This is a genomic window from Amphritea atlantica, from assembly GCF_024347255.1.
In the GTDB taxonomy this organism is placed as follows: Bacteria; Pseudomonadota; Gammaproteobacteria; order Pseudomonadales; family Balneatricaceae; genus Amphritea; species Amphritea atlantica.
Map to the genome: position 1 here is coordinate 2,605,243 of NZ_AP025284.1, position 26,434 is coordinate 2,631,676.

Sequence of the window (26,434 nt, forward strand, 5' to 3'; positions counted from 1 at the left end):
CTGCGAGAGGAATAGAATATGACAAGTCCTATCGATTTTGATCCATCCCGTTCCATTAAAACCCTCCCCGGAACAGCGCACCGCTACCATAGCCTGCCAGATACCGCTGCGCGCTTTGGTATAAAGCTTGATGAACTACCCTTCTCTCTTCGCCCCATCCTGGAAGGTATCGCCCGGAATGTTGGCCAGAACGGCATAACCGCTGAGCAGGTTCAGGCGCTTGGAGGCTGGACTGAACATCAGGGTAAGCAGCCGATCGAAATTCCTTTCACGGCAGGTCGCGTCATTATGCACGACCTGAGTGGCACGCCAGCCATTGTGGATTTTGCTGCTATGCGCTCAGCGGTTCAGCGGATGGGTATGGATCCGGCCATCATCGAGCCATTGGTACGCGCAGATCTGGTTATCGATCACACGGTGACAATGGACAACACAGGCAGTCCCGCTTCTCTCAGAATTAATGGGGAGCTGGAAGCAGCCAGAAACAAAGAGCGCTATGCCTTTTTGAAATGGGGTGCGCAGGCATTTGAAACGATCAGGATCATTCCCCCACAAACCGGCATTGTGCATCAGGTTAACCTGGAATATCTGGCACAGGGCTATCTCAACATCAATGGACTGATGGTCCCTGACACCCTCATTGGTATGGACAGCCATACGCCAATGGCCAATGCTTTAGGTATTGTGGGCTGGGGGGTTGGCGGTATTGAAGCCGGTGCCTCTATGCTGGGCCAGCCGATGCAGATGCTGGCTCCTGAAGTGGTCGGTGTTGAGCTCACAGGCGCACTGAGAGAGGGTGTTACCGCAACAGATCTGGTACTGACCATCACGGAGATGTTGAGAAACTATCCGGGCGGTGTTGTGGGTAAATTTGTTGAATACATCGGTGAGGGTTGCGCCAATCTGTCCCTGCCTGACCGCGCTACCATCGCCAATATGTCACCTGAATATGGTGCAACCATGGGCTTCTTCCCATTTGATGAGATCTCAGCCGACTACCTGAGAGCAACCGGCAGGGATGGTGATCTGCCACTCGCATTCTATAAAGCACAAAATATGGCCTGGACGCCAGGCCAGCCGCTGCCACGCTATACCGATCTTCTTCAGCTTGATCTGGCCACGGTTGAACCCTCTGTCGCCGGCCCCAAAAGGCCTCAGGACAGGTTACCGCTGGCTGAGCTTGGCAACGTTTTCAGGAAAGCGGCAACCGAAGGAGATCGCAAACCTGAAGTCGTTAATGTGACGCCAATGAAAGCAGACGAAGCCGGTATTTTCGCACCGTTACCGGAAAGGGAGTTAAAAGACGGCGATATCGTGATTGCAGCGATTACAGCCTGCACCAATACATCTAACCCCGGCTTATTAATTGCAGCAGGTCTTCTTGCTAAGAAAGCGAATGAGCTGGGAATGAAAGTACCTGATGGCGTTAAAACATCTCTGGCACCGGGATCACCGGTTGCCACCGACTTTTTAACCAAGGCGGGACTACAACAGCATCTGGATGCACTGGGTTTTAATACCGCTGGTTATGGGTGTACAACCTGCGTCGGTAATTCCGGCCCTCTGGCACCCAGCATTGAAGAAGCGTTGCAAAACCACGATATTATCGCAGCCTCTGTTTTATCCGGTAACCGGAACTTTGAAGGCCGGGTTCATCCGGATGTTGATACCAACTTCCTCATGTCACCACCGCTGGTGGTTGCCATGGCTATTGCGGGTAACGTGAATATTGACGTCACTACTCAGCCCATTGGTCAGGATGCCAGCGGAAAGGATGTTTTCCTTAAAGATATCTGGCCGAGCAACGCTGAAATTACTCAGACGATGCATGCGTGTATGGATCCGAAAGCCTTCAGAGAAACCTATGAGAACGCCCTCGACGGCCCTGATACCTGGCAGAACCTGGCCTCTCCGACAGGCCCTGTTTATGACTGGGATCCAGATTCAACCTACATCCAGGAGATCTCGTTCTTCGACGGTTTCTCACTGGAAACGCCACAAGATGCGTTAAACAATATCGCCGGGGCGCGCATGCTGGTGATGTGTGATGACAATACCACCACTGACCATATTTCACCGGTAAGCCGGATACGTCCAGACTCCCCTCCGGGTGAATACCTGATCTCACAAGGCGTTGCAGAGGGCGATCTGACATCGCTTGGGGCACGCCGGGGCAACCACCATGTCATGCTACGCAGTATTTTTGGCAACAATAAAGCCAGAAACCTGATGCTGCCAGGCACCACTGGCGCGGTAACCCGTTACCACCCGTCTGAAGGTGAACCTGCACAGATGTCTATTTACGATGCCGCTGCGCGTTACCGTGAAGAAGGCACCTCCACCGTTGTCTTTGGCGGCAAACTGTATGGCACCGGATCATCACGGGACTGGGCCGCAAAAGGGCCAGCGCTGCTGGGTGTCAGAGCGATCATTGCAGAAAGCTTTGAGCGTATTCACAAATCCAATCTGGTGGGAATGGGGGTTTTACCGCTGCAATTGCCGCAAGGGGTCACACGGGCCTCTCTTAATCTGGATGGATCAGAAACCTTTGACCTGAATGGTATTGATACACTTGAGCCCAGAGGCTCTGTAGAACTGACGATTCACCGAGCGGATGGCTCATCCCAGCAGATCGAGCTGCTGTCACGTATCGATACCTCATCAGAGCTGGATCAGATACGTCATAAAGGCATTCTGCCGATGGTGTTACGCGACATTATTGCCGCGAATGCTTAGCAGAACAGCGTAAGCGAAAGATACTGACTAAAAAACCCGCATCATGCGGGTTTTTATTTCAGTAACAGCCTGTAGAGGGCTGATCTGCCGGAAACGGCTTAACGAAAATTAAATTTCCTCAGCCTCTTTAAGGCGTTCCTGCCGCTCACGCTCTTCCTGCATAACTGCTTTGATCTCTTCCAATACAGAGTCAACATCAGCACTATCGGCATCACCGTCATAGAGGCCGGTCAGCTCAGTTTCAGGCTTCAGTTCCCCCTCTTCGTACAGCGCCCACATCTCTTCACCAAAGCGGGACAGACTCAGTACCGGGGCAAACTGGGAATAGTAACGGGTCATATTAGTAACATCACGCAATAACATTGACCTTGCACTGTTATTCGCTGAGGCATCAACTGCCTGGGGCAGATCAATCACGACCGGACCGTACTCATCCACCAGCACATTAAATTCTGACAGATCACCATGCACAATCCCCTCACACAGCATCAGCTTTATGTAGTGCATCATCACTGCATAATCTTCAACGGCCTGCTCTTCTGTAAGCAGTACATCACCAAGACGCGGTGCTACATCTCCCTCATCATCGACCACCAGCTCCATCAATAACACGCCGTCGATACAACCAAAGGTTTCCGGCACCCGAACGCCAGCCCGATACAATCTTGCCAGCGCATCGACTTCAGCGTTTTGCCAGATCTCTTCCTGCTGTTTTCGACCATAAGCCGAGTTTTTTTCCATCGCCCGGGCACGCCGGCCACTACGGACCTTGCGCCCCTCCTGGTATTGCGCAGCATTTTTAAAGCTTCGCTTCACCGCGTCTTTATAAACCTTGGCGCATCGAATCTGACCGGAGCAGCTGACGATATAGATATCGGCTTCTTTGCCGCTCATAAGCCGGCTGATAACCTCGTCGATCAAGCCTTCATCGATCAGCGGCAGAAGAGATTTTGGTGCTTTCATGCATACCTGTAATGTAAAAAACCTGTTTTAGCCGACAGTGGCGAAACTAAGAAGGCAATACTAACACTTTTAAATTTTTTTTTAGCCTGAATCCGTTTCTCCCATACGGATCATTAACCCACAAAAAAGCCCGCAACATTTGCGGGCTTTTTAAAAAGTGGAAAATTACACCATGGTTGGATCTGGCTCCATCCCCATCAGGGAGCGTCCCAGAATCTGCTTGCAGACATCGTAATCGGTATAAGCATGGGCAGCTGTCATATTACAGTCACGCCACAGACGCTGAATTTCATTGTCGTGAATCCAGGTAGAACCTCCTGCTACCTCAAACAACCGGTTTACCGCCTCGCAGCACATCTTAATCGCATAGGCCTGATTGGTCCGCCAGAATGCCAGCTCAGCATCGGTTGGATAGCGCTTCTGCTCACCAAACTCTTTATGCTCGTCCCAGGTTTTCTCCATAAACGCCCGCGCAGCTGCAACCTGATGGGTCGACTCAGCCAGACGCATCAGCGGTGGAATCTCCTTACCACTGCTGGCCAGTGTATAAGCACGGGTACGGTTTTGTGTCATCTCCTTATAAACCGTCAGCATCCGCTCGGCGATACCCAGCGCCATGGCGGCAAAACCACAGGCAAAATAGGGACGGTACGGGGTGTAATAGATCTTACTGTCGGGATACAGACCAAAACCTGTTGACTGACCAGACATCATCGCTTTAGCACGCTCGATACGATGCTCAGGGATAAAGGTATTAGGTTTGATCTTCAGCGTCTTGGTGCCTGAAGGCTTCATGCCCGCAGAGTACCAGTCGTCTTCAATCTCATAATCACTGGCAGGAACAACACCGAAACAGTAGTCTTTCTCACCGGTCTCTTTGTTATCGCGCAAAAAACCAAGAATAGCCCACTGAGCATGATCACAACCGGAGCTCCAGCGCATATCGCCATTAAAGATAACACCGCCTTCACACTCTTCGGTCTTACCAAAGGGAGCGATTGAACTACTGGCCACCGCGTCCGGATCCTCACCCCAGAACTCATCCTGAGCCTGCTTTGAAAACATCGCCATCTGATGGCTGTGAGTAATCAGCAAGCTAAATGCCCAGGCTGTACCACCACAGGCCCCGGCAAGGGCTGCAACACAATCGGTCACTTCAGGCAGAGACAACTCTAAACCGCCATAAGCTTTAGGCTGTAACGCACGATGCAGCTTGATCGATTTTAACAGACGGATATTTTCCTCTGGCACTTGTCTCAGCTTCTCTGCTTCAACAGCATTTGCCGCGATAGCAGGGAGAATTTTTTTAAGCTCATCCAGCATCGGATTTGGTCTTTGCATCACTCATTACCTTTCTCATTATTGTTGTCGCGACAGTGGCTTACCTGAACCCTATGTACTCACACCCTGATTCAGGACCATCTATCAAACTTCTGAATACATTATTGATGACACACCGACAGAATAAAATGGATCTTTCACAGGGTAACTTGTACTTTTCATTGTTAATATATGAAGTATTTTTATACTATAGCTACTATAAAACCAGGACAAAGAGCACTGAAATCGCACTTCAAGTAAAACCAGACTAAACAGAACGGGCCATAACCAGAGAGAACTTGTACAAATCAACCTATTACATGGCAGCCTCACAGATGCAGTTTTACCGCTATAATAAGGTGATACCCAGATATGGAAAATCTAACCGACAGAAGCAAAGCGATGAGTAGTCACTCTACACCACTTGCCCAAAGCAACAGCCCATCAGCCGATATCCCCAACATCGATATCGGCAAGGCTTACGATCAGCATTACACTGACGCAGAGATACATTACGAACAACTGGAAAAGCTGGCAGATTTTTTCGGCCGCAATATGCCCGTTCACCACCATGATCGCTTTTATCAGATTCATGTCATTCTCAATGGTACCGTGCGGGTTCATCTGGATGAGACAAGCTACACCGTCGACGGACCAATGTTTTTCCTGACTCCACCGACGATTCCCCACGCTTTCGTCACTGACAATGACGCTACCGGTCATGTGATTACCGCAAGACAACAACTTGTGTGGGAGCTGATGGGCGAGATGGGACCAACCCGCTGGGGTAACAATGGCATTATGAATAATCCCCTGTGTGTAGCCCTGTCACCCGATTATGATGCCACCGCAAAGAGAATGCTCTACATGCTCAGCCTGATGGCCGATGAGAACGATCATAACAGCATGGAACACTCGCTGGCACTGAAAGCACTGCTCCAGTTGGTACTCATCGATATTACACGGCTATCAGATCAAACCCAGAAAAAACAAAAAATACGCAAAGAGGATGTCCGTATATTTCACCGCTTCAATGAGCTGATCGAAGCCCATTTTCATGAACATCTCTCCCTGGCCCGTTATTCAGCAATGATCAGTGTGACTGAGGCTCGCCTGAATGAGATCTGCAGGCGTCTGGCGGGGCTTCCCTCCAAGCGCCTGATTATGGAGCGACTGATGCAGGAAGCCAGACGCCTGCTGACATACTCTTCTGCACCGATCACGGAGATAAGCTACCAGTTGGGCTTCAAAGACCCGGCTTATTTCGCACGCTTTTTCCGCAGAAATGCAGGCATTACCGCCAGCCAGTACAGAGAAGGAAAAAATTAGCATATAATTTCAATCAGTTAAGTCGTCTTTACAATGCTTATCATTCACAGCCACGGGTAAATAGCTTATGAAAAGTACAATTAAAGCAGTGAAAATTATATGTTAACCAGCCGATCTGCCTCTATAATTAATTAATATATTAAGTTTTGTCCTGCCCGGTATCGACGGCAGATACAATAATAACGACATCGCTACACTATTTATCAAAGGTGACCCTCCATGTCTCAGACAGAATTCGACCCAAAAGATTTTCGTCGTGCACTCTCACAGTTTCCTACCGGCGTAACGGTAATCACCACTCTGGATGCTGACGGCAAGCCGGTGGGCGTCACCGCAAGCAGTTTTAACTCGGTATCTATGGATCCGGTTCTGGTGCTCTGGAGCATCGACAAAGGCGCACACAGCCTGTCTGCCTTTGAAAATGCCAGCCATTTTGCTGTTAACGTCTTAGGTAAGGATCAGGTTTCTACGTCCAATAATTTTGCCAGCCGTGGCGAAGACAAGTTCGCCAATGCGGCTTATTCAGAAGGCCTGGGCGGCTCACCTGTTCTGGATGATTATGCTGCTCAGTTTGAATGTAAAACCTGGGCGGTCTATGAAGGTGGCGATCATCTGATCTTAGTTGGCGAAGTGGTTAATTACCGTTACAACGATAGCGTTGAACCGCTGGTTTTTGCCCGGGGTAGCTATGCTATCTCATCTCAACACCCGGAGATGAACAGTTCACAAGCAGCATCATCGCAGGAAGATGATTTCGTCGGCAGTTATCTGCTCTACCTGCTGCGCGTTGCTTACCAGGGGTTTAGCTCCGAACTCTATCCAAAACTCAAACAACACCATGACATCACCCCTGAAGAGTGGCGCATCCTTGCCCGCATGATCTCGTCTCCGGAGATCAACACCCAGGAGCTTGCAGAGCGGGTTATGCAGCCTGAAGTAGCCTTCAATCAGACTATCAGCTGGATGGCAGAAAAGGGACTTGTTGAACTGTCTGGCAGCACTGCACGTATCACAGCGAAAGGATCTGAGGTCGCTGAAAAGATGAAGCAACTGGCACTGGCTGAAGAAGCCCGTCTACTGGCCTCTATACCTTCTGATCAAACCGATCAGTTGAAGCAAAACCTGAAGACACTCATCTCAAAGCTATAAACTCAAAGCTATAAACTTAAAGCATTTATTTCAAAGCTAAAAAAAGCCCTGATATGCAATCAGGGCTTTTTTATTTCCGTTACACTGAAACCAACAGACTTAGTCGTTGATCAGTAACTGAATACCAGCAGCCGTATTGGAGATCGGAGCGATCAGATTACGGTAACCCTCGGTTACTTTACCGGTCAGACAGCCGCGCATCGCCATCCACATATTCAGCTCAACGCCCTGACCACCCGCCAGCTCAACAATATCTTCCAGACTGTATTTAGTCAGTGCTTCCGGATCAGATACCATTTTGTCCAGACACTCGGTGTCAAAATCGGTGTTGATAATACCTGCACGCTCACCATCTAACTGATGCGACAGACCACCGGTTCCCATGACAACAACCTTCTGATCACCACCGAAGGATTCAACCGCACGACCGACCTGCTGACCAAATGCATAGCTGCGAGAGAGCTTAGGCATCGGGTGACGTTCACAGTTGATGCAGATAGGGATAACCTTGACCTTTGAGTAATCCTTACCAGGGTACATCAGGGTCAGCGGCACGGTCAGACCGTGATCAACTTTGATCTCCTGACAAACGGTTGGATCGAAATCATTTTCAACCAGTTCATTGACAATGTGCCAGGACAACTCAGTTTCACCCCGTACCGGAGGAATAGGGTTAATACCCCAGCCTTCATCGGCATTTTCATACTCGGGTGCGGTACCCACGGCAAAGGTAGGTTTCTTATCCAGAAACATCTCCAGGCCATGGTCGTTATAAAATATGATCAGAATGTCTGGATCAACTTCGTTAAACCACTTTCTCAGAGGCACATAGCTTTGAAAGAAGTCGCGCCAATAGGGTGTGTCTTCCAGACCTTTGTCCATTGCTACGCCAATGGCTGGAATATGAGATGAACCGATACCGCCTACTATTTTAGCCATTGTTTTTACCTATCCCCTGACTGTCCAGATATGCTTGAAACTCTTCGGTGGTTTGTCCAGTCTGTAAACCACCAAAATCCTGTACATTCAGACCCAGAATCGGTCCGATTTTAGCGAGGTAATAGATACTCCCCCCCTCACGAATCAGGCCCAGAACGTCACGATCACGCACGCACTGCTTCTGAGCTTCATTCAGTTTAAATTTCTCCATGTAAGCCTCTTCATCGGCGACAAAGGCATCACGGCCCTCCTTCGAGTTGAAGGAGTAGAACATTTTATTCACGGGATAACCCTTCGTGGACATCGGTCCATCGAAGAAAGTAGTGCCTGGAATAGCACGCATTTTTTTTATAGTCATAGTGACTCCATTGAGTTGCGGGACTACCAAAACCCCAGTATCAAAATATAGGTGCTTTCTACAAGTTGTATATTACGCGCATCTATACTGGATAAAATGCAAATTTCATGCTTTATTATTGTACAAAACATGGATTTACCAAGATCAAAATGACAAACAGCCACTCTCACCAGCCTATCCCTATTACCGATTTCTATGGAGAATCCACGGCCTGGCCGTTGGAGGATATGGTCCACTGCGAACAGTTGAGTCTGCGAAGCGCTCTGTATGACTGGCAGATAAAACCTCACCGACACAGGGATCTGATGCAGATGTTCTTTGTCCTTGAAGGACAGGGCTCAGCCCAGGTTGATAATCGTTCGCTGCTGATCAGCCCCGGCGACCTGCTGGTCATTCCCGAACAGTGCGTTCACACATTCCGCTGGGAATCCGGGTCCAACGGCTATGTGCTTGCGGTGGCCCGTCCCCTGCTGAAAAAACTGGAAAAAGTGCTCGATGATCCTTCGTGGACCCACGGTACAGCGACCTCTTTTTCAACCGGAGCTGACCGCAACTACCTTAATGATCTGTTCTCCTCTCTTAACGAAGAGTGCGCAGGAAAGGAGATCTACCGCCACCTGCTGATGGAAAACAGAGTGCTCTCCCTGGGGATCTGGATTACCCGTCAACATGCGCTCATGAACGAAGCCGATGCACAGCCCAAAAGCCGCTCAGAACAACGATTAAAGCGATTTATCGATCTGCTCGAAAGCCATTTTGATCAGGAGCACAGCGTCGACTGGTACGCGGATAAGGTCGGCGTTACCGCAGCCCATCTGAACGAGATTTGTAAAAAACTACGGCAACAAACAGCACTCAGCCTGATTCACCAGCGACTCCTCACTGAAGCGCAGCGCAACTTAATCTTTACAGGTAAATCCGCTGCCGATATTTCTCATCTGCTGGGGTTTTCAGATCCCGCCTACTTTAGCCGCTTTTTTAAACGGCTTTGTGGGGTGACACCCAAACAGTTTCGACAATCGAAGATGCAGGATTGAGAGCTCAATGCGTTAACACATCCTGTTTATCTGGCTTGTCATCCATCAGTAAAGCGCTATTTCTCGCTAAACTTTGACCGCAAAAATGCGTAGAATACGGGCTTCGTAAATTACACTGGACCGGAGCTGTTATGAGTCTCGACGATATCGATAAGCCTTTAAGTAAAGAAGATGAAACTGCCCAAACGAAAAATGGCTTTCTGGCACTTGTCTCGAAACTGGTCTTTGATGAAAAGCTTCCGGTACGCTTTATGTATAAAACCGTACCTGCACATCTGAATGACACCGGCTGGCGAATGTTTACCGGTTATGAGACCCCGGAGTTTCTTGAAGACGAGGTCACCAACCTGCTGCCGGTTGATGTTGAAAAGATGACTACGTTAGATCCCTCCCTGACTGAACTGGTGGAGTATAACGCTGGCACCGTCTGGGAGCGCACCCCGGAATCCGAAGGCTGGGAACGGGTTTACGACTTCAAGATTCCCGCTGACACGGTGGAAGTCGAAATCACCAACGATGTCTCAGAATTTAAACATTAGCCGCTCCGGCATTAAGCCTTAAACGTTGCTAAAAAAATCCAGCCTTTCCCTTGAAAGGCTTTTTTTTGTCCTTATAAAGAAGATTAACGGAGGCTCAGAAGAGGTCCGTTAACCGCCTGATCATTGTGATAGGCAACCAAAAACATATTGCTTTATGAGGATATTATTATGCGTCAATTTGACCTGGCTCCACTCTACCGTTCCGCTATCGGCTTTGACCGTCTGGCTTCAATGATCGATAACGCCACCCGTAATGAACAAACTCAGAACGGCTATCCGCCCTATAACATTGAGCTGATCAGCGAGCACGCTTACCGGATTACGATGGCGATTGCTGGATTTGATAAGTCTGAAGTCTCAATCAACACTGAACAGGGTATGCTGACCGTTACCGGCAGCAAGAAGAGTGAAGAGACCGAACGTCAGTATCTGCATCAGGGAATCGCAGCCAGAGGCTTTGAGCGTAAATTCCAGCTGGCAGACCATGTCCGTGTAACCGAAGCCAGCATGGAAAATGGCCTGCTGCACGTCGATCTGGTACAGGAAATTCCGGAAGCAATGAAACCCCGCGCAATCACTATTAACTAAGAATTTTTATCGCCGCGTTACAGTTGCGGATAACCGGAAAACAGGGAGACATCACTCCCTGTTTTTGTTTTTCCGGCTCACTAAATGGATTACGCCCGGCATCTGAAAAGCTATTTTCAGCCACTTATCTCAGTCCGATAAAGGTCCGCCATCGTTTCATCAAAGCAGCAGAAGATTACCTCCTCCACGCCAACACGCTGATACAGCGAGGCAACAGTAGCAACAGCTATCGCCACAGCAGCGGCTTTAGGGTAGCCATAAATACCACAGCTGATCGCGGGAAAAGCGATACGCTTAATCGCCTTCGCCGGACAGAGCTTCAGACACTCACGATAACAGGAGGCCAGTAACTGCGCCTCCCCCCTCTCCCCGCCTTGCCAGATAGGGCCTACGGTATGAATGACATAGCCCGCGGGCAGGTGATACCCCTGGGTTATACGCGCCTCACCGGTTGGACATCCGCCAATGGCGCGACACTCATCCAGCAACTGTGGACCGGCAGCCCGATGTATAGCGCCATCAACCCCACCACCGCCAAGCAAGGTGCTGTTGGCTGCGTTAACAATCGCATCAACCTTGAGTTGGGTAATATCGGCTGTTTCAATCCGGATCACCGCTACCCTCCTCAATCCGTATCGTCTGATAAATCCAGCACTGCACTGCATCACTCCAGTAGTCCGCGGGCAATCCCGCCTTAAGGCGTAGCTGTCGAACAAACTGCTCAGGCTGGGTCAGTTGCTCCCAGACCGAGGGGAGAAATGTCGCCCGTCGTCCCTCTGCCTCAAACAGCAGACCATCGATGCCGGGACGAAGCGTTGCCAGCAGATCCGCCTCACAACTGACAGGCAGAGGCTGCATCGGTGTCAGCACTGATATCTCATACTCCAGCTGCTGCCGCTCAGACTCCGACACCGGCTCAAATCGCTGATCGCGAAAGGCCGCCAGATAACTGTTACGCAACACCGCATCAGCCAGAGCGCCATTGGCCTCCAGATTACCGATACAGCCGCGCAACTGACCATCAATCTTCAGGGTCACAAAACAGGCTCTGGGTCTCTCCAGTTCAGAGGGGATCAGATATCCCGCAGGACGCTCCGGCTCAAGTCCTGCAATCCCCCTTACAACGGCATGCCGCGCCAGCTGGACTAACAACCGCTGTTCATCCTGACTGTAACTCTCAGTAAAAGGCATAGGATGAATACCCCACCACGCGACTTTTATCACCGGCTGTATCACCTGAATTACAGTAGCCCAGCAACTCAGCCTTCAGCCCCGCAGACTGTGCGTAGCGTAAAAAACCGTTGAGAGCATAACATCCGCACGCCTGCTGCGGTGTTATCTGGCTATCCAGCTGAGCGATCTGCTGCTGGGTTGCCCGATCTAGCTGACAGGCTTCGCTATAGGGATGAAAATGACTCAGATCACTACTGATCACCAGCAGAGTTCCCGGCATTTCAAGCACCTGTGCAACCAGGGCAGATACCGCTGCTGAGGGCGTCTGCCCTACCAGCACCGGCAGAATACGATAGCGGCCATCCAGCAACTGTAAAAAGGGTAACTGAACCTCCAGACAGTGTTCCTGAGCATGGGCCTGATCATTGACGCTCACCCACCCCTCACGCACCAGCTCATCACTAAGAATGTTGTCGATCTGAATCTGCCCTAAAGGGGTTTGCCACAGCCCCGCATCCATAACCGCCATCCCCTGCAGCGGCACTCTGTGGGCTGGCCCCAGGAGCACTATCCGGGTAATCGAATCCAGATAGGGGCGGATCAGATTATAGGCCTTTGCCGCGATCCCCCCGGAATAGACCAGCCCGGCATGGGGCACCTGAATAGCCACCGGTAGTCGCCCCTGCTGCGGATTATCGGCGAGCAACTGGCTGACCTGTAAAGCAAGTTCATCAGGATTATCCGGGTAGAACATACCAGCAACAGCAGACTGCTTAATTCTCATATCGACCGCCCCTTACCTATTGCAACGCCCTAAGTATAGGCCATCAGCCCCAATGCAATCAGTCAATCCGCACCATCCAACCCACTACTGGTGCTCTTTTGAATAACGCGCTGAAAGCAGTGGCTAGATCGCTTTGAAAGCAGTGGCTAGATCGCGGCTTCGCCGCTGGCTAGTGGTTAGAACGTCGCTTCGCGACTCGCTAGAAAAAGCAAAGAAAAACAGCAGTAGCTACGATAATACAAAGCGAGCATTAACGCCGCCATAAACGGCGCGAGCTTGCGAGTGTCCGGCGACCGCAGGGAGCGAGGCTGGCTGGCTGGCCTGGTTATAACGAATTTTAGATTGCCTCATAATCTTTGATGCCAAATAAATGCGTTAGCAGCATAAAGTAATTTAGCAGTAACGTAGCTACAACTACACCACCAAATACCCCAATGATAATTGCTGCTATTTTAGCTTGAACATTTAGCATGGACTGGTAATAAACGTATGAAAGAACCAATGCCATTGCTAATGAATAAAATAAAACGATTGGCCCTATAGAGCCTAAACTGACCAGCTTGAAAACTACGCACAGCACTATTGGAATAGCATAAACAACAGCTGTGATTGATATAGTTTTCTTAGTCGATGTTTGCATATTCTTTATGAGTTAGTCGTGGTAGAGCGCCCCGTTACCGAGACGACCCCACACAGATCCGGACGTGCGGAACTACCGCATCCGGCTCTTCAATAATATCCTTGCCCGTGTAAAACACAGACCCTCAGTACCAGTCCACGGCTATCAATCTTTTACTCACTCGCATGGGCTGGATTCCAAAATATCTTAACATCTCTTTCATCCCTGACCACGTGTAACTTTTCCGACCACTTCGCCGGTTTAACCAGATATACAGACTGTTGAGTATGAGGCAAGAAAATAAATCTGTCCCCTTTTTCACGACTATCGCCCATTAAGCGCGCATAACCTTGTTCCAATCAATACTATGCCCAGCCGCTTCAAGTTCACGCGCCAATGCCTGTTTCCAGCCAGCATTACTATCCATTGTCTCCCAAACGACACCCGCAAAATCACTAGGAATTTCCAGCGCACCGCGTTTGAGAGCACATACTTTATCTCGGCCCAAACGGCCAATGAAGTAACCAAGCTCCAGTAATACATTTTGCCTAGCCCGCGGCTCTGGCGTTCCTCCCTTTACACAACCCTCATCATCAGGCGTGAGGAGAACTACCGCAAACCCAACATCGCTGTTTGCAACAACCTTTTCAATAATAGTTCTTCCTTGATTGGCCTGTTCATGGAGAATGACGGCCTCTAACCCAATGCGTTCAAGAAAGCGGGCTACTGTTTCCCGAGCACCATCATCGTGGCCGTGAACGATAAATACCTTGCGTGAGAATGGCGACTTCAACACAGTTTCTGTACTCCCCTTCGACTGGACATAATTCTTGTAATCACGAACAAAGGGTATGATGAGCTGACCAGTAAGCGCATGGATTCCAGCAATGATTTTTCGCCCAGAATAGAAAAAATGATGGCTGAAGTTAGTAGCATAACTTGGGTCGTTGGCTAACTTTTCGATAAGAAGCAACGTTAATCCCATCGTTTTCTTATGGTCATCAGGCCATGCAAGCTGGGCACTACCAACCATGCCACCCCCAGTTTTTTCGCTTTCTGCGATAAAAGTATCGAGATCCACTTCTTTCGTTAGTTCTTCGTTGTACAGTTCAAGATCGGCATTCCGCAATAATTGGGCGAGTTTTTTCAATGGGCGCTCATATGTCTGCAACTGCGAATTCTGTAGGTCAAGAACAGCGTTGTTAATTTCTCCGAAAATATCTTGGGCCATCATTAATCCTCGTCAGACTGTAATCTAGCCTCAGCAGCTTTTTGGAGAATATTTTCTCTATAGCGCTCTTTCATTTGCTCAGCGAGGGACTCAACAATGGGATTGTCAACGTACGGTTCAACACGGTTATCAATCATTCGGTTAACTGACTGGATAGCAGCTTCAATACTCACAGGTTCGTGAGGATCAAAGTTCACAACGCCCAACTCGCCATCCAGTTCATTTAACGCTTGCTCTGCCTGTTTTAGTTCTTTTTGTAGCTTATCTAGGCCGGTTATTTTAAGCATGGCTCCCTCCTGTTTATGACGTGGCAGTGCTTTTTTCGCTATGGTGTTCCCCACAAAAAGTAGACAGTTATTTAGGCCGCTAACGCAGCCTGTTCTTCGAACACAACCGGACTTAGGTTGTCATTCGCCGAATGTCGTCTTTTGCGGTTATAAAATATTTCAATGTATTCAAAAATACCCGCCCTGGCATCCTGAACGCTGCTGTAGTTCTTCGCGTAGATAAGCTCTACTTTCAACCGACTAAAAAAGGATTCCATCGGCGCATTATCCCAACAATTACCCTTTCGACTCATACTTAACTCTAGCCCGTTTGAACGCGCAAAGTCGATATATTTCTGAGCTCGGTATTGCGTGCCGCGATCTGAGTGAAGAACTAAACCCGGTTTTACTTTTCGCCTCATAAGAGCATCCTTTAGCGCCGTCGTGACCAACGTTTCCGTCATCGACTTATCCAGCGACCAACCTACTATTCTGCGTGAATAAAGATCCATTACCGTTGCTAAATACAACCATTGATTCTCAACCCAGATATAAGTGATGTCCGTTGTCCACTTTTCGTTCGGCGCTTGCGCTTTAAAGTTTCGCCAAAGTAAATTGTCCGAAACGTTCAGCATCGTCAGACTGTGATGACGATAATTGAAGCCTTTACCGTTCCTTGCCTTGATATCAGCGGCTTTCATGATACTTGCAACATAATTCACTGAACACGAATAACCCAGCTCGGTAAGCTCCCTGGCGATACGACGCGCACCGTAGCGCGCTTCAAACTCCTCAAACGTTTCTTTTATTCTGGCACCCATTTGCTGACGACGGACTGAGCGCGGACTCGGCCCTCTATGACGCCAACGTGAATAACCACTACGACTAACACGCATGGTCCGACACATTAACGATACAGAGTATTGGCCTTCAAACTCGCGAATGATTGCGTATCTTACGTTTGGTTTTTCGCAAAATACGCAGCTGCCTTTTTTAAGAACTCCATCTCCTCTTGTAGGCGTTTATTTTCGCGACGCAGACGACGAAGCTCTTCACTTTCCTGCTTGGAGTAATCCACACCGTCAACCGCGTTAAACTGCTTATCCGACAAACGAGTGAATTGGCGCTTCCAGTTGGCGATTTGTTGGGAGCTGATGCCCAGTTCTTGAGCGACTTGTGCCTGGGTGACGCCAGGTTTTTCAGAACGTTTGACCGCCTCTCGGCGAAACTCTTCAGTATATGATTGGGTCTTTTTACGTGCCATGTAAGCACCTCCACTTTCAACTAATTATAGCTATAGAAAGTGTCTACAAGTTGTGGGGCACTCGGATACATAACGCCTGGGGCAGGTGCGCCATCGGCGTCACCTGGACCCACTTGTTATACGACTACAGCACTGTCATAAGCTTGTTAACAATTGGATCGAAATATTGTGCTGCTTCTCTTGCCCTTGTGATATGAGCACCATTCAATCCGTCTCTGGATGTACAATCAAACACAGGCTTCTTGGCCTCCAGTGAATAGGGAACCAGACTGTGAAGGTTCGGAATTTGACCGAGATTCCAATTATCATCTCCCCAATCGTGTACTTGCCCAAGTGGGTCGAGAATATTAATTATGTTTTCTCTTACTGAGCTTTCGACTTGATCTCCGAAGATAGACCACCCGCGCGTCATACCTTCAGCATTTCTTCTGATGTTGTGCTGCTGCATAACATAGCCAAGAAATGTAGGTTGACCTTGAGGTAACTCAATATCGCTATTTGCTGCCCCATTACATTGATCCCACTCTCTCCTCCAAACTGAGAGTTTTGCTCCTAGATTTTTTGTGCCTCTTATTGAGAACAAATCTGGAGACATCGGGATAATGAAATAATCACTGGCAGCCAGAACAGCACGATTCAATGCGCCAAGATTTGGCCCCAAATCTAACATTACAACATCAGCATTCACTTGCTCAGCTGCCCATTTTATATATCGATAAATAGCAGATTGAACACGTAATGCGGGAGCATTTCCACCTTTAGCACTACTCCATGTGTCACCAAGAGAATCTTCATAATTACTTAAGAGAACATCTCCAGGGACAATGTGTAAATTTGGGTACTCAGATGAAACTGAAGAAGGGCGCCTTTGGCGGATATCTCCTAAACCTTCATAAACTCTTTCGATTGCATTCCAAATGCTGTTTCCCCGATCAGAGCGCCAGCTTCTTTCAAGCTCAGAGTCGCTGAGGGAATATGCTGACAAATTGCATTGGCTATCTAAATCTACAACAAGGACATTCTTTCCTTGCTTCTCTAATAAATGGGCAATGTGGTACATATAGGTAGTTTTACCAACACCACCCTTGTTGTTAAAAATACTAATTATCTTCAATGTTGACTCCTATGTTGAAGATTGATTGCCGTATAACATTTTAATACTACCCCTGCGCATATGCATGCCAGGCCGAATTCATTAAAGGCAAGGTAACTATCAGATAATAAAGAGGAAAAAACTGACATCGCAATCTCCTTTAAGACAAAAACGAGAATGCGCAGTTGCATTCCGGACCCGGCGTAGTATTCCGCCAGCGTTTCAACCTATCCCTTTGTTCTCAGACGTTTTGCTAATTCATCAGGCAGCAAAACGAGCCTTTATCTAACGATAATCTGAGCATAACCGCAAGCAAAATAAAAGAATAACCGAAGCCCCTAACCGTTCTGAATCTTTGCTTTTTCTAGATCGCGGCTTCGTCGCTGGCTAGTGGTTAGAACGTCGCTTCGCAACTCGCTGGAAAAACAAAGAAAGCAGCAGCTCTCTTCATTAATCAACATAAAGTGGACATCCCATCTGACATACCTTTCAAACTAAACCCGAAATCTTCTTCTCCATTTTTCACAACGCTGTTCGTCACGTTCTTCATATTGTTGGATAGCTGAAGTCAGATCCAGAGAGAAGCTTTTCTCATCATCAGTGCCCAAAGCGGTTAATAGCATTGTGTACCATGCGGTTATTCCTCCAGGGGGTGGTGATTCAAAGCGAGGGAATACCGGGTCTCCTGCTCGATTAGTCAACCAGTCGTTCGCAAGTGAAGGGTTCAAAATCATTGCTCGTGCAATACCAACTATATCAACACTACCACTAGCCAGTGCATCAAGCGCATCCGCACGTTTCTTAAATCCGCCTGTAGCAACCAGGGGTACACTGGTAACCAGCTGTGCTTTCTGGCAAAAATCAACAAAATACGGGCCTTCTGATGAGCTATCAGAACTGGATGCTGCACCAGGAAAATAGGTACCGCCACTAAACTCGATTAAATCAACTGATGTTTTATCCAGAATTCGAAGGGCTTCTAATGAGTCTTCCTGTGTTAAGCCACCTTCCAACTGATCTGAAGAGTTAATCTTAATTCCAATGGGGAATGACGGACCTACTACATCTCGGATTTTGTTAATTATCTCAACAACGATACGACACCTGGCCTCAATGGATCCGCCATATTGATCACTCCGTCGATTAAATAATGGAGATAAAAATTGGCTCAGCAGGAAACCATGACCAGCATGAACCTGAACACCAGTAAACCCGGCCTCTTTAGCTAACTCAGCAGCTTTTATATAGAAATCAGGTAGTTTTTTAATGTCAGATACACTCATTCCTGCGCATTGCAGGCCTCCGAGATTTAGAGCAGAGGGGCCTTTAGGTTGGCTGATCAGGGGGTATGACAATGCACCACCGTGGCCAATCTGAGGCCAAATGTGAGCTTTTTCTATCGAGGCTCTTCTTGCCAGAGAGGATAGTTTCACCAGATCGGAGTTTTTACCCAGAACCAGATTTCCTGGCTTTTCAGGAAAACGTGGATCCCCCTGAACTTCACCGATAATTGATAATGCCGCGCCACCTTCAGCCCATCTTTCATAAAGCCGTATCTGAGCCTCTGTTGGGTCGCCCTCTCCATCAGCAAGGGAGTCGGACATGGCAGATTTTATGATTCTGTTTTTTAGAATTGCTCCACAAGGTAGTTCCAGAGGGTAACTCAGATTCTGGCTATTGTTCTCTCGTCGGTTCATAGAGTCTTCTCCAATGCAAAGCCCAAGGCTCTTTCGGGATGGTGTTCTGGTTAGTAACAAACGGTTTGAAGACATTATTCTCAATATTTTATAAACTAAAAACAGGCTATTACCACATACACTATTAAAAATATTTTAATAATGAACACATCAGATCTGAGCTTATTCATTCGAATTGCCGAAACTGGCAGTATTACCGAGTCAGCCAAACAGCTTGGCATAACGACAGCTGCTGCAAGTTCAGCGCTAAAGCGGTTGGAGAGGCAGCTTGATATACAGCTCTTTATAAGAACCACCAGACAGTTGAGGATCACTACCCAAGGAGAAAAATTTCTTTATCATTGCCGCAGGGCATTGGAGTCTTTAGAGCAGGGTCAGGTTTCCGCACATGAAACGATGGAAAATGTTACCGGAGAACTGAGGTTTTCAGCGCCATCCGACCTGGGTCGTAACCTGCTATTTCACTGGGTAAACGAGATGATGGATATTTATCCATCTCTATCCATTGATCTGAATGTTAGTGATTCCCTCTCCAACTTCTTTCTAGACCAGGTTGATGTTGCCCTGAGATACGGAAAGCCCGAAGACTCCTCAATGGTGGCTTTCCATATAGCAACGATAAAAAGAATCACCTGTGCCGCACCTTCCTATTTAGAAAATAATGGTACACCCTCTCATCCAAACGAATTAAGTAAGCATAACTGCCTGCTATACAGACTGAATGGACGTCTGTTTAATGACTGGGAGTATCAAAAGAAATCAGAAAATGTCAGGGTAAAAGTCGGGAGTAATCGGATAAGTAATGACACAGATATAGTCAGACGGTGGGTAGTCGAAGGAAAAGGGATCGCATACAGGTCTTTACTGGATATCTCTTCGGATCTTGATAAAGGGCGATTAGTGCAACTTTTCGATGACTTTGAATCACCACCAGCTGAGCTTTATTTACTATGCCCTGATAGAAAACAAGTTACTCCCGGAGTTATCGCATTTAGAGAAATGCTAAGAGAAAAATGTTCACAGATTCTTGAGGTTTAAAAATCTCAGACATATCCGCTTCTGGCTTACAAAGTGGGCATTAACGCTCCGCTAAACGGAGTCCTGTGGAGGACACGCGTTTTGTGGCCGTAACGAATTTAAGCGGTTTGTTATGAGTTTTTTGCTTTGGCATGGCGGTAATACCTGATTAAGACAAGTATAGGAATTAAGACTAACGACCAGCCCAATGACAATACAACGATAGATGGCCCAACTGAAAGCACACCGCCCGGAAGCTCAAGACTAAATACTAATGCTGTAGAAACGGATAAAGCCAAACAGACTAAAGCCATTCGAATAGGAGGCAGCGAAAACCATTCCGGTAGCCAAAGGCTAGATAGACTCCAAACCAATACGGCAGGAAGACTAGCTGTCCCTGCAATTACCAAATAAATGCCAACCAAAATTAGTACTTCCATCTTACCTCCTTCGCCGGAGATCACAGATACTCATAACGCCTCAAACACCGGGATTTTGCAAAGCGCAGCGAAGCAAAATATCCGAGTTAATTGGCCTTGTATGAGTTTCATTATTCCGGCAAAGCTGGCATTAGAAAATACACAGCGACCACTATTAAATAGCTTAACCACACAACGCTCCATTTTTTAACAGCAACCTGCTTTGGCCAATTGAGATAAAGCATTACGCAAGCAGCCAGCCCCACAATTATTGCCACATAGATTTCAGATAGATTAGCAAGGCTTTTACCACCACTTATAGTAAACGACTCAAGTTCATGTATTCGGCGATCGAATATCTTGAACTCTATTGGAAATCCAATACCACCAAGCAGCAGTAGGTTAAATGAGAATATTGCGAGCCCTGGGAATAGCAATATGTATCTCATAGACTTACGCCTAACGCCCAGCACAATTGGAGGAGCGCAGCGACGATCGATTGCTGCTTTTTGTTAGGCTACATATCAACAAGTTGAACTCCCCTGACAACCTTCACGTTTGAACTGCCTCTTGACGGTTCAAAAGTACTGGGGACTTTACAGCTGGTAGAAAAGTAATTTTCCGAGTTGGCTGCTACCCCTGATTGAACAATATAGTCACACTCAGCAACAAAAATAGGAGTTTGATCAAAAAGCTCAACTTCCAAAGAAACGCTTTCATAGTTCGCATTAGACGAGTTTTGAATTAAGCCGCTAACAATAACTTCAGTTTCAGATACTCCTTGAACTAATTTAGTGTTATTTATTGCGACACCTAAAACACTTGGCCCTTCGAGCCACACCCTAGAACTTTCATATGAGTCGTCTGGCGTAATAAAGTTATAGGTAAACCCAGTAACGATTAGGACCGCAACTGAAAAGCCTAAACCAAAAATAAAACCATGCAGTAATTTTTGAAACATTTGTATGCCGTCATTTTAATACTACGCCGGCGCATATGCATGCCGGGCTGAATTCATTAAAGGCAAGGTAACTATCAGATAATAAAGAGGAAAAATCGACATCGCGACCTCCTTTAAGACAAAAACGAGAATGCGCAGTTGCATTCCGGACCCGGCGTACTATCCCGCCAGCGTTTCAACCTATCCCTTTGTTTTTCTGATGTTTTGCTAATGATGCCAGCAGCAAAACGAGCCTTCTCTAACGATTAAACGAGCATAACCGCTGCGATATACAAAATAAACTGTTTAGACATACAAATTACGTACTGTTTTTGGTAGAGCTGGATAGTTGATACTCTGAGGATTCTTTCTTTGCTCTTTCGCGCGACGAGCAAGTCACGTTCTTTGTGACGTTCGAACAACGAGCTACGGCTTTTAATCTTTTTCTAGCGAGTCGCGAAGCGACGTTCTAACCACTAGCCAGCGGCGAAGCCGCGATCTAGCCACTGCTTTCAAAGCGATCTAGCCACTGTATCTTTATTATAAAGAATACTCATGTAAAAACTGCCGCACTTCAGCGACCTGTTTCAGCAGTCGCATCTCCTGCAGCATCGGCATCGCTTCGGGGTATTCACGGGACATCATCTTCAGCCACTGCTTGATCCGGCCGTGGACATATTTAGGTGCCAGTTGCTGTTCAACCAGCTCAAGGAACTGACGCAATAATAGCTGCATCTCAGCCCAGCTCAGGTGGTCCGGGTCATCGCCCCGTTGCAGCGCTTTAATCCGTAAACCCAGATCAGGTGCTGCCACTAAGCCACGCCCAATCATCACATCATCACAGCCGCTCACCTCGCGACAGCGCTGGTAGTCCTGCCAGTTCCACACTTCACCGTTAGCCGTCACCGGTATAGAGATATGCTCTCTGATACGGGCGATCCACTCCCAGTGGGCCGGAGGCCGGTAACCTTCCTCTTTGGTCCGGGCATGTACCGTGAGACCATTGGCGCCGGCATCGGCAATCGCCGCGGCGTTTTCCATAGCAAGGGTCTTATCCCGATACCCCAGCCGCATCTTTGCGGTCACCGGGATATGGTCAGGCACCGCCTGGCGTACCCACCAGACGATCTTGTGCACCAGCTCAGGCTCGTTCAGCAGAATGGCGCCCCCCTTACTCTTATTGACCGTTTTAGCCGGGCAACCAAAGTTAAGGTCAATGCCGCGGGCACCGATACTCACCGCTTTACGGGCATTACCGGCTAAGATCTGCGGATCACTGCCCAACAGCTGCAGAATCACCGGCGTGCCTGAACTGGTATTGCTGTCATTAAACAACTCAGGGCAGGTTTTACGAAAGACCTTTGCCGGCAGCACCCGCTCAGACACGCGGACAAACTCCGTGACGCACTGGTCGATCCCACCAATACGGGTCAGCATCTCCCGCATCGGCGCATCGACAACACCTTCCATCGGAGCAAGTACTATCTTCAATCCAGTTCCCAGCCTATTATTCTGTTATGCGTACATTCATCTCTATAGAGCCACCGATAGCGGTGCGACACGCGATACGGCGCTGCTGCCCACAGCTAAAAAACCTGCGGTTACTGCCTGTAGAGCAACTTCATCTGACCCTGCTGTTTCTCGGCGAACAACCCCACACTATCTGCGATTCTGTTAGCCGGGCCGTCGAACAACTGACGTTGCAGCCGTTCACTATACGTCTCAGAGGTATCGGCCAGTTCCGCTCGACAGTGATCTGGCTTGGGGTTGAGTTCTCTCAACCACTTCAGCAATTGCAGCAGACTATCAGCCTCTCTCTGCAACACCAGGGCATCTCCTTTGAAGCGCGACGTTTTCACCCCCACCTGACCCTCGGACGAAGTCTCAAACCGCTCACACCGCCAGAAGTAAAATGTTTCAGCGAGGCACTTCAGGGGCAAGAGTTTAGTTTTACTTTATCATCTATCTTATTGAAAGAAAGCAAACTTCACGCTGCCGGCGCGATACATAGCACGCTGATTGAGTGGCCCTGCGAGTGACATAAAAATGCCCGCACCGATGGTAATCGGGCGGGCATCCCTGCAACCAGAACCGCTCAGATAGCAGCCAGCCCAAGCAACAGATCCCGCTTAATATCTTCAATCGACTCAAGGCCAACAGAGAGACGAATCAGGTTCTCTTTGATCCCCGCCTCCGCTTTCGCTTCAGGACTCATACGACCATGCGTTGTTGTTCCCGGATGGGTGATGGTGCTCTTCACATCCCCCAGATTACCGGTAATTGAGATCATCTGAGTGGCATCGATAAAACGCCAGGCTGCCTCTTTATCGCCGCTGACTTCAAACGACAGAACCCCACCAAAGGCCCGCTGCTGTTTTTTAGCCAGCGCGTGTTGAGGGTGTTCCTCCAGGCCGGAGTAATAAACCTTATCGATACCAGCTTGTTGCTTCAGCCATAAAGCCAGCGCCAGGGCATTGGCACTGTGAGCCATCATTCTCAGCTCAAGGGTTTCCAGTCCTTTCATAAAGACCCAGGCATTAAACGGGCTGAGACAGGTCCCACCGGTACGAATAAAGCCGTAGACCTCTTCCATCTCTTTATCGCGACCGACAACCACACCGCCGACACAGCGTCCCTGACCATCCAGGTATTTAGTTGCTGAGTGTACAACGATGTCAGCACCCTGCTTCAGCGGCTGCTGTAGCGCCGGGGTACAGAAACAGTTATCGACCACCACCAGCGCATCATTGTCATGGGCCAGCTTAGAAACCGCCTCGATATCACCCAGTTCCGCCAGAGGATTGGAGGGCGTCTCCAGGAAAAACATCCGCGTCGCTGGCGTAATCGCGTCTGCCCAGGCGTTGATATCGGTTGGATCAACGTAGGTTACGCTGATACCGGTGCGACTGAGATACTTATCAAACAGTGAAACAATTGAACCAAAGACACTGCGGGAACAGAGAACATGATCGCCCTGTTTCAGCAGAGACAGACAGGTACTCAGGATTGCTGCCATCCCTGATGACGCCGCTATCGCACGCTCACCGCCTTCAAGCGCCGCCATACGGCGCTCAAATGCCTGAACGGTAGGGTTGGTGAAACGGGAATAGATATTCCCCTCCTCCTCGCCACCAAAGCGGGCTGCCGCTTCTCTGGCGCTGGAATAGACAAAACTGGAGGTCGGATAGATCGCATCATTATGCTCTCCCTCACCACTCCGGTATTGCCCGGCACGGACAGCGAGCGTACTGAATTCATAGTCAGCATCTTCAAACTGAATCCGTTCTGGACGTTCAAAACTGGACCTGGACATCAGCCATGTTCCTATAATTAATAAGCCGCCGGTTAAGGCGGCCTATGATAAATTTGTGTTTATTGCCCTAGGGCAATCATAACAAGATTACCTGATCAGCTAATGGTCGCGTGCAGATCGGCATTCTGATTGGTTGATGACTTCTTGTCGCCACCTTTAGCAACATCGTTACGCTCAGCGTCGATACGATTGAGATAAGCTTCATCGATATCGCCGGTAATGTATTTACCGTCAAATACAGAAGCATCAAACCCAGTCACTGAGCTGTTGCCCGCCAACAGACAATCTTTCAGGTCATCCAGATCCTGATACAGCATCCAGTCTGCCCCGATCTCGACGCCCACTTCATCGTCGGTACGACCATGGGCAATCAGCTCTGACGCTGACGGCATATCGATACCGTAAACATTCGGGTAGCGTACCGCTGGTGCCGCCGAAGCAAAGTAAACTTTCTTAGCACCCATCTCGCGGGCCATCTGAACGATCTGCTGGGAGGTGGTCCCACGGACGATGGAATCATCCACCAGCATCACTACCCGGTCTTTAAACTCAAGTTCGATCGGGTTGAGTTTACGGCGAACAGACTTTGTCCGCTGAGTCTGCCCTGGCATGATAAAGGTTCTGCCGATATAACGGTTTTTGATAAAACCTTCGCGGAACTTAACGTTAAGATGGTGAGCCATCTCCAGCGCCGCTGTACGGCTGGTATCCGGGATGGGAATGATCACGTCAATATCGTGTTCAGGACGCTCCCGCATCACCTTCTCAGCCAGCTTAACTCCCATCCGCATACGGGACTTGTAGACGTTAACTTCGTCAATAATGGAGTCTGGGCGAGACAGATAAACATATTCAAACAGGCAGGGATGCAACTGCGGGTTCTCTGCACACTGCATAGTATGAACCTCGCCATCCTGCGTGATAAAGATCGCTTCACCGGGCGCCACATCACGGATCAGGGTAAAACCGGAAATATCCAGTGCTACAGACTCAGATGCCACCATGTATTCTGTGCCGGCGTCAGTTTCACGCATACCATAAACCAGAGGACGGATACCGTGGGGATCACGGAATGCAACGATGCCATATCCGGTGATCACCGAAACCACCGCATATCCGCCGCGAACCCGTTTATGCACTGACTTAATCGCAGTAAAGATATCATCCGCAGTGGGAATGAGCTTACCGATCTTTTGCAGCTCATGGGCCATAATATTCAGCAACACCTCAGAGTCAGAGGTGGTGTTGATATGGCGCAGGTTTTCTTTGCGCATCTGCTCACGCAGCTCGGCAGTGTTAGTCAGATTGCCATTGTGTGCCAGCGCGATACCGTAAGGTGCGTTAACATAGAACGGCTGCGCTTCAGCGGAACTGGAGCTACCTGCGGTAGGGTAACGTACATGACCGATCCCCACATTGCCCATTAAGCGTTTCATATGACGGGTACGGAACACTTCGTTCACCAGACCGTTATCTTTACGCATAAAGAATCGATCTGCTTCACATGTCACCATACCAGCGGCATCCTGGCCACGGTGCTGCAGCACTGTCAATGCATCAAAAATCGTCTGATTCACATTACTTTTGGCTACGATGCCAACTATACCGCACATTAAGGCTACCTCAGGTATTAAGTTAGTTACAGCAAGTATAAATGATA

28 protein-coding genes are annotated in these 26,434 nt (G+C 48.6%); 8 read left to right on the top strand and 20 right to left on the bottom strand.

The genetic code is table 11. From position 1 onward, the window contains the following. Positions 1-18: 18 nt before the first annotated feature. Positions 19-2,736, top strand: a complete 2,718-nt coding sequence (acnA, locus tag OCU43_RS11965) for an aconitate hydratase AcnA (RefSeq protein ID WP_091355380.1) — start codon at positions 19-21, stop codon at positions 2,734-2,736. Positions 2,737-2,844: 108 nt separating this feature from the next. Here the strand turns inward: acnA and OCU43_RS11970 are convergent, their stop codons facing one another. Together OCU43_RS11970 and OCU43_RS11975 are read right to left on the bottom strand one after the other, a co-directional pair. Then, entirely contained in the window at positions 2,845-3,699 is an 855-nt protein-coding gene (locus tag OCU43_RS11970) for a PA4780 family RIO1-like protein kinase (protein WP_091355382.1), read from the bottom strand. Positions 3,700-3,864: 165 nt separating this feature from the next. Then, complete coding sequence (locus tag OCU43_RS11975) at positions 3,865-5,040, bottom strand: p-hydroxyphenylacetate 3-hydroxylase oxygenase component (protein ID WP_091355385.1); 1,176 nt, start codon at positions 5,038-5,040, stop codon at positions 3,865-3,867. A 351-nt stretch (positions 5,041-5,391) separates the two neighbouring features. Between OCU43_RS11975 and hpaA the strand changes: the two genes are divergently transcribed. Both hpaA and OCU43_RS11985 read left to right on the top strand, forming a co-directional pair. Next, positions 5,392-6,348, top strand: coding sequence for a 4-hydroxyphenylacetate catabolism regulatory protein HpaA (hpaA, locus tag OCU43_RS11980; protein WP_245756513.1), 957 nt, complete (start codon positions 5,392-5,394; stop codon positions 6,346-6,348). Positions 6,349-6,567: 219 nt separating this feature from the next. Further along, positions 6,568-7,497, top strand: coding sequence for a flavin reductase (locus tag OCU43_RS11985; protein WP_091355391.1), 930 nt, complete (start codon positions 6,568-6,570; stop codon positions 7,495-7,497). A gap of 99 nt (positions 7,498-7,596) precedes the next feature. Here the strand turns inward: OCU43_RS11985 and OCU43_RS11990 are convergent, their stop codons facing one another. Both OCU43_RS11990 and OCU43_RS11995 read right to left on the bottom strand, forming a co-directional pair. After that, entirely contained in the window at positions 7,597-8,436 is an 840-nt protein-coding gene (locus tag OCU43_RS11990; protein ID WP_091355393.1) for a class III extradiol dioxygenase family protein, read from the bottom strand. Then, the gene (locus OCU43_RS11995) at positions 8,429-8,794 is read right to left on the bottom strand and encodes a protocatechuate 3,4-dioxygenase (RefSeq protein ID WP_091355395.1); all 366 of its coding nucleotides are present in this window, start codon (positions 8,792-8,794) and stop codon (positions 8,429-8,431) included. Before OCU43_RS11995 ends, OCU43_RS11990 begins: the two co-directional genes overlap by 8 nt. Positions 8,795-8,943: 149 nt before the next feature. Here OCU43_RS11995 and OCU43_RS12000 point away from each other — a divergent pair, with 149 nt between their 5' ends. The 3 genes from OCU43_RS12000 to OCU43_RS12010 all read left to right on the top strand — a co-directional run bounded on the left by OCU43_RS12000 (position 8,944) and on the right by OCU43_RS12010 (position 10,958). Beyond that, positions 8,944-9,831, top strand: coding sequence for a helix-turn-helix domain-containing protein (locus tag OCU43_RS12000; protein WP_175483454.1), 888 nt, complete (start codon positions 8,944-8,946; stop codon positions 9,829-9,831). Between the two features lie 131 nt (positions 9,832-9,962). Further along, a complete protein-coding gene (locus OCU43_RS12005) occupies positions 9,963-10,370 on the top strand; it encodes an immunity protein Imm33 domain-containing protein (protein WP_091355401.1) in 408 nt (135 codons plus the stop codon). A 168-nt stretch (positions 10,371-10,538) separates the two neighbouring features. Further along, complete coding sequence (locus tag OCU43_RS12010; RefSeq protein WP_091355404.1) at positions 10,539-10,958, top strand: Hsp20 family protein; 420 nt, start codon at positions 10,539-10,541, stop codon at positions 10,956-10,958. Positions 10,959-11,074: 116 nt separating this feature from the next. On the opposite strand, the gene OCU43_RS12015 is transcribed toward OCU43_RS12010, so the two are convergent. The 10 genes from OCU43_RS12015 to OCU43_RS12060 form a co-directional block, all read right to left on the bottom strand. Next, complete coding sequence (locus OCU43_RS12015; protein WP_245756514.1) at positions 11,075-11,572, bottom strand: O-acetyl-ADP-ribose deacetylase; 498 nt, start codon at positions 11,570-11,572, stop codon at positions 11,075-11,077. Then, a complete protein-coding gene (gene amrA / locus OCU43_RS12020; protein ID WP_091355409.1) occupies positions 11,559-12,149 on the bottom strand; it encodes an AmmeMemoRadiSam system protein A in 591 nt (196 codons plus the stop codon). The genes OCU43_RS12015 and amrA overlap by 14 nt, the downstream gene beginning before the upstream one ends. Next, positions 12,136-12,915, bottom strand: coding sequence for an AmmeMemoRadiSam system protein B (gene amrB, locus OCU43_RS12025; protein WP_091355411.1), 780 nt, complete (start codon positions 12,913-12,915; stop codon positions 12,136-12,138). The genes amrA and amrB overlap by 14 nt, the downstream gene beginning before the upstream one ends. A gap of 337 nt (positions 12,916-13,252) precedes the next feature. Then, positions 13,253-13,555 carry a hypothetical protein gene (locus OCU43_RS12030; protein ID WP_091355414.1) on the bottom strand — a complete coding sequence of 101 codons (303 nt, stop codon included), beginning with the start codon at positions 13,553-13,555 and terminating at the stop codon, positions 13,253-13,255. Positions 13,556-13,868: 313 nt separating this feature from the next. Beyond that, entirely contained in the window at positions 13,869-14,765 is an 897-nt protein-coding gene (locus OCU43_RS12035; protein ID WP_091356226.1) for a TIR domain-containing protein, read from the bottom strand. A gap of 2 nt (positions 14,766-14,767) precedes the next feature. Further along, positions 14,768-15,052: a YuaX family protein gene (locus OCU43_RS12040; protein ID WP_091355416.1), complete on the bottom strand. Its 285-nt coding sequence runs from the start codon at positions 15,050-15,052 to the stop codon at positions 14,768-14,770. Positions 15,053-15,123: 71 nt separating this feature from the next. Then, positions 15,124-15,978 carry an IS3 family transposase gene (locus OCU43_RS12045; RefSeq protein WP_338024150.1) on the bottom strand — a complete coding sequence of 285 codons (855 nt, stop codon included), beginning with the start codon at positions 15,976-15,978 and terminating at the stop codon, positions 15,124-15,126. A gap of 8 nt (positions 15,979-15,986) precedes the next feature. Next, complete coding sequence (locus tag OCU43_RS12050) at positions 15,987-16,295, bottom strand: transposase (RefSeq protein ID WP_217647399.1); 309 nt, start codon at positions 16,293-16,295, stop codon at positions 15,987-15,989. Positions 16,296-16,419: 124 nt separating this feature from the next. Then, positions 16,420-17,409, bottom strand: coding sequence for a ParA family protein (locus OCU43_RS12055; RefSeq protein ID WP_091355420.1), 990 nt, complete (start codon positions 17,407-17,409; stop codon positions 16,420-16,422). A gap of 473 nt (positions 17,410-17,882) precedes the next feature. Next, positions 17,883-19,085 (bottom strand): NADH:flavin oxidoreductase/NADH oxidase family protein, encoded by a 1,203-nt coding sequence (locus OCU43_RS12060; protein WP_091355423.1) that lies wholly within the window; start codon positions 19,083-19,085, stop codon positions 17,883-17,885. A 141-nt stretch (positions 19,086-19,226) separates the two neighbouring features. Between OCU43_RS12060 and OCU43_RS12065 the strand changes: the two genes are divergently transcribed. Further along, positions 19,227-20,123 (top strand): LysR family transcriptional regulator, encoded by an 897-nt coding sequence (locus OCU43_RS12065; protein ID WP_091355424.1) that lies wholly within the window; start codon positions 19,227-19,229, stop codon positions 20,121-20,123. A 110-nt stretch (positions 20,124-20,233) separates the two neighbouring features. Here OCU43_RS12065 and OCU43_RS12070 read toward each other — a convergent pair whose 3' ends face one another. The 4 genes from OCU43_RS12070 to OCU43_RS12085 all read right to left on the bottom strand — a co-directional run bounded on the left by OCU43_RS12070 (position 20,234) and on the right by OCU43_RS12085 (position 22,952). Further along, the gene (locus OCU43_RS12070) at positions 20,234-20,542 is read right to left on the bottom strand and encodes a hypothetical protein (protein WP_139203140.1); all 309 of its coding nucleotides are present in this window, start codon (positions 20,540-20,542) and stop codon (positions 20,234-20,236) included. 110 nt (positions 20,543-20,652) lie between these two features. After that, positions 20,653-20,970 carry a hypothetical protein gene (locus tag OCU43_RS12075; protein WP_091355427.1) on the bottom strand — a complete coding sequence of 106 codons (318 nt, stop codon included), beginning with the start codon at positions 20,968-20,970 and terminating at the stop codon, positions 20,653-20,655. Between the two features lie 68 nt (positions 20,971-21,038). Further along, positions 21,039-21,482 (bottom strand): hypothetical protein, encoded by a 444-nt coding sequence (locus OCU43_RS12080; RefSeq protein WP_091355428.1) that lies wholly within the window; start codon positions 21,480-21,482, stop codon positions 21,039-21,041. Positions 21,483-22,001: 519 nt separating this feature from the next. Beyond that, positions 22,002-22,952, bottom strand: a complete 951-nt coding sequence (locus OCU43_RS12085; protein ID WP_175483455.1) for a tRNA dihydrouridine synthase — start codon at positions 22,950-22,952, stop codon at positions 22,002-22,004. A gap of 26 nt (positions 22,953-22,978) precedes the next feature. On the opposite strand from OCU43_RS12085, the gene thpR reads away from it, so the two are divergent. After that, positions 22,979-23,500: an RNA 2',3'-cyclic phosphodiesterase gene (thpR, locus tag OCU43_RS12090; RefSeq protein ID WP_091355434.1), complete on the top strand. Its 522-nt coding sequence runs from the start codon at positions 22,979-22,981 to the stop codon at positions 23,498-23,500. Between the two features lie 56 nt (positions 23,501-23,556). On the opposite strand, the gene OCU43_RS12095 is transcribed toward thpR, so the two are convergent. Together OCU43_RS12095 and purF are read right to left on the bottom strand one after the other, a co-directional pair. Continuing rightward, positions 23,557-24,774 (bottom strand): O-succinylhomoserine sulfhydrylase, encoded by a 1,218-nt coding sequence (locus OCU43_RS12095; RefSeq protein WP_091355435.1) that lies wholly within the window; start codon positions 24,772-24,774, stop codon positions 23,557-23,559. Between the two features lie 95 nt (positions 24,775-24,869). Further along, positions 24,870-26,387, bottom strand: coding sequence for an amidophosphoribosyltransferase (purF, locus tag OCU43_RS12100; protein WP_091355438.1), 1,518 nt, complete (start codon positions 26,385-26,387; stop codon positions 24,870-24,872). Positions 26,388-26,434 lie beyond the last annotated feature (47 nt).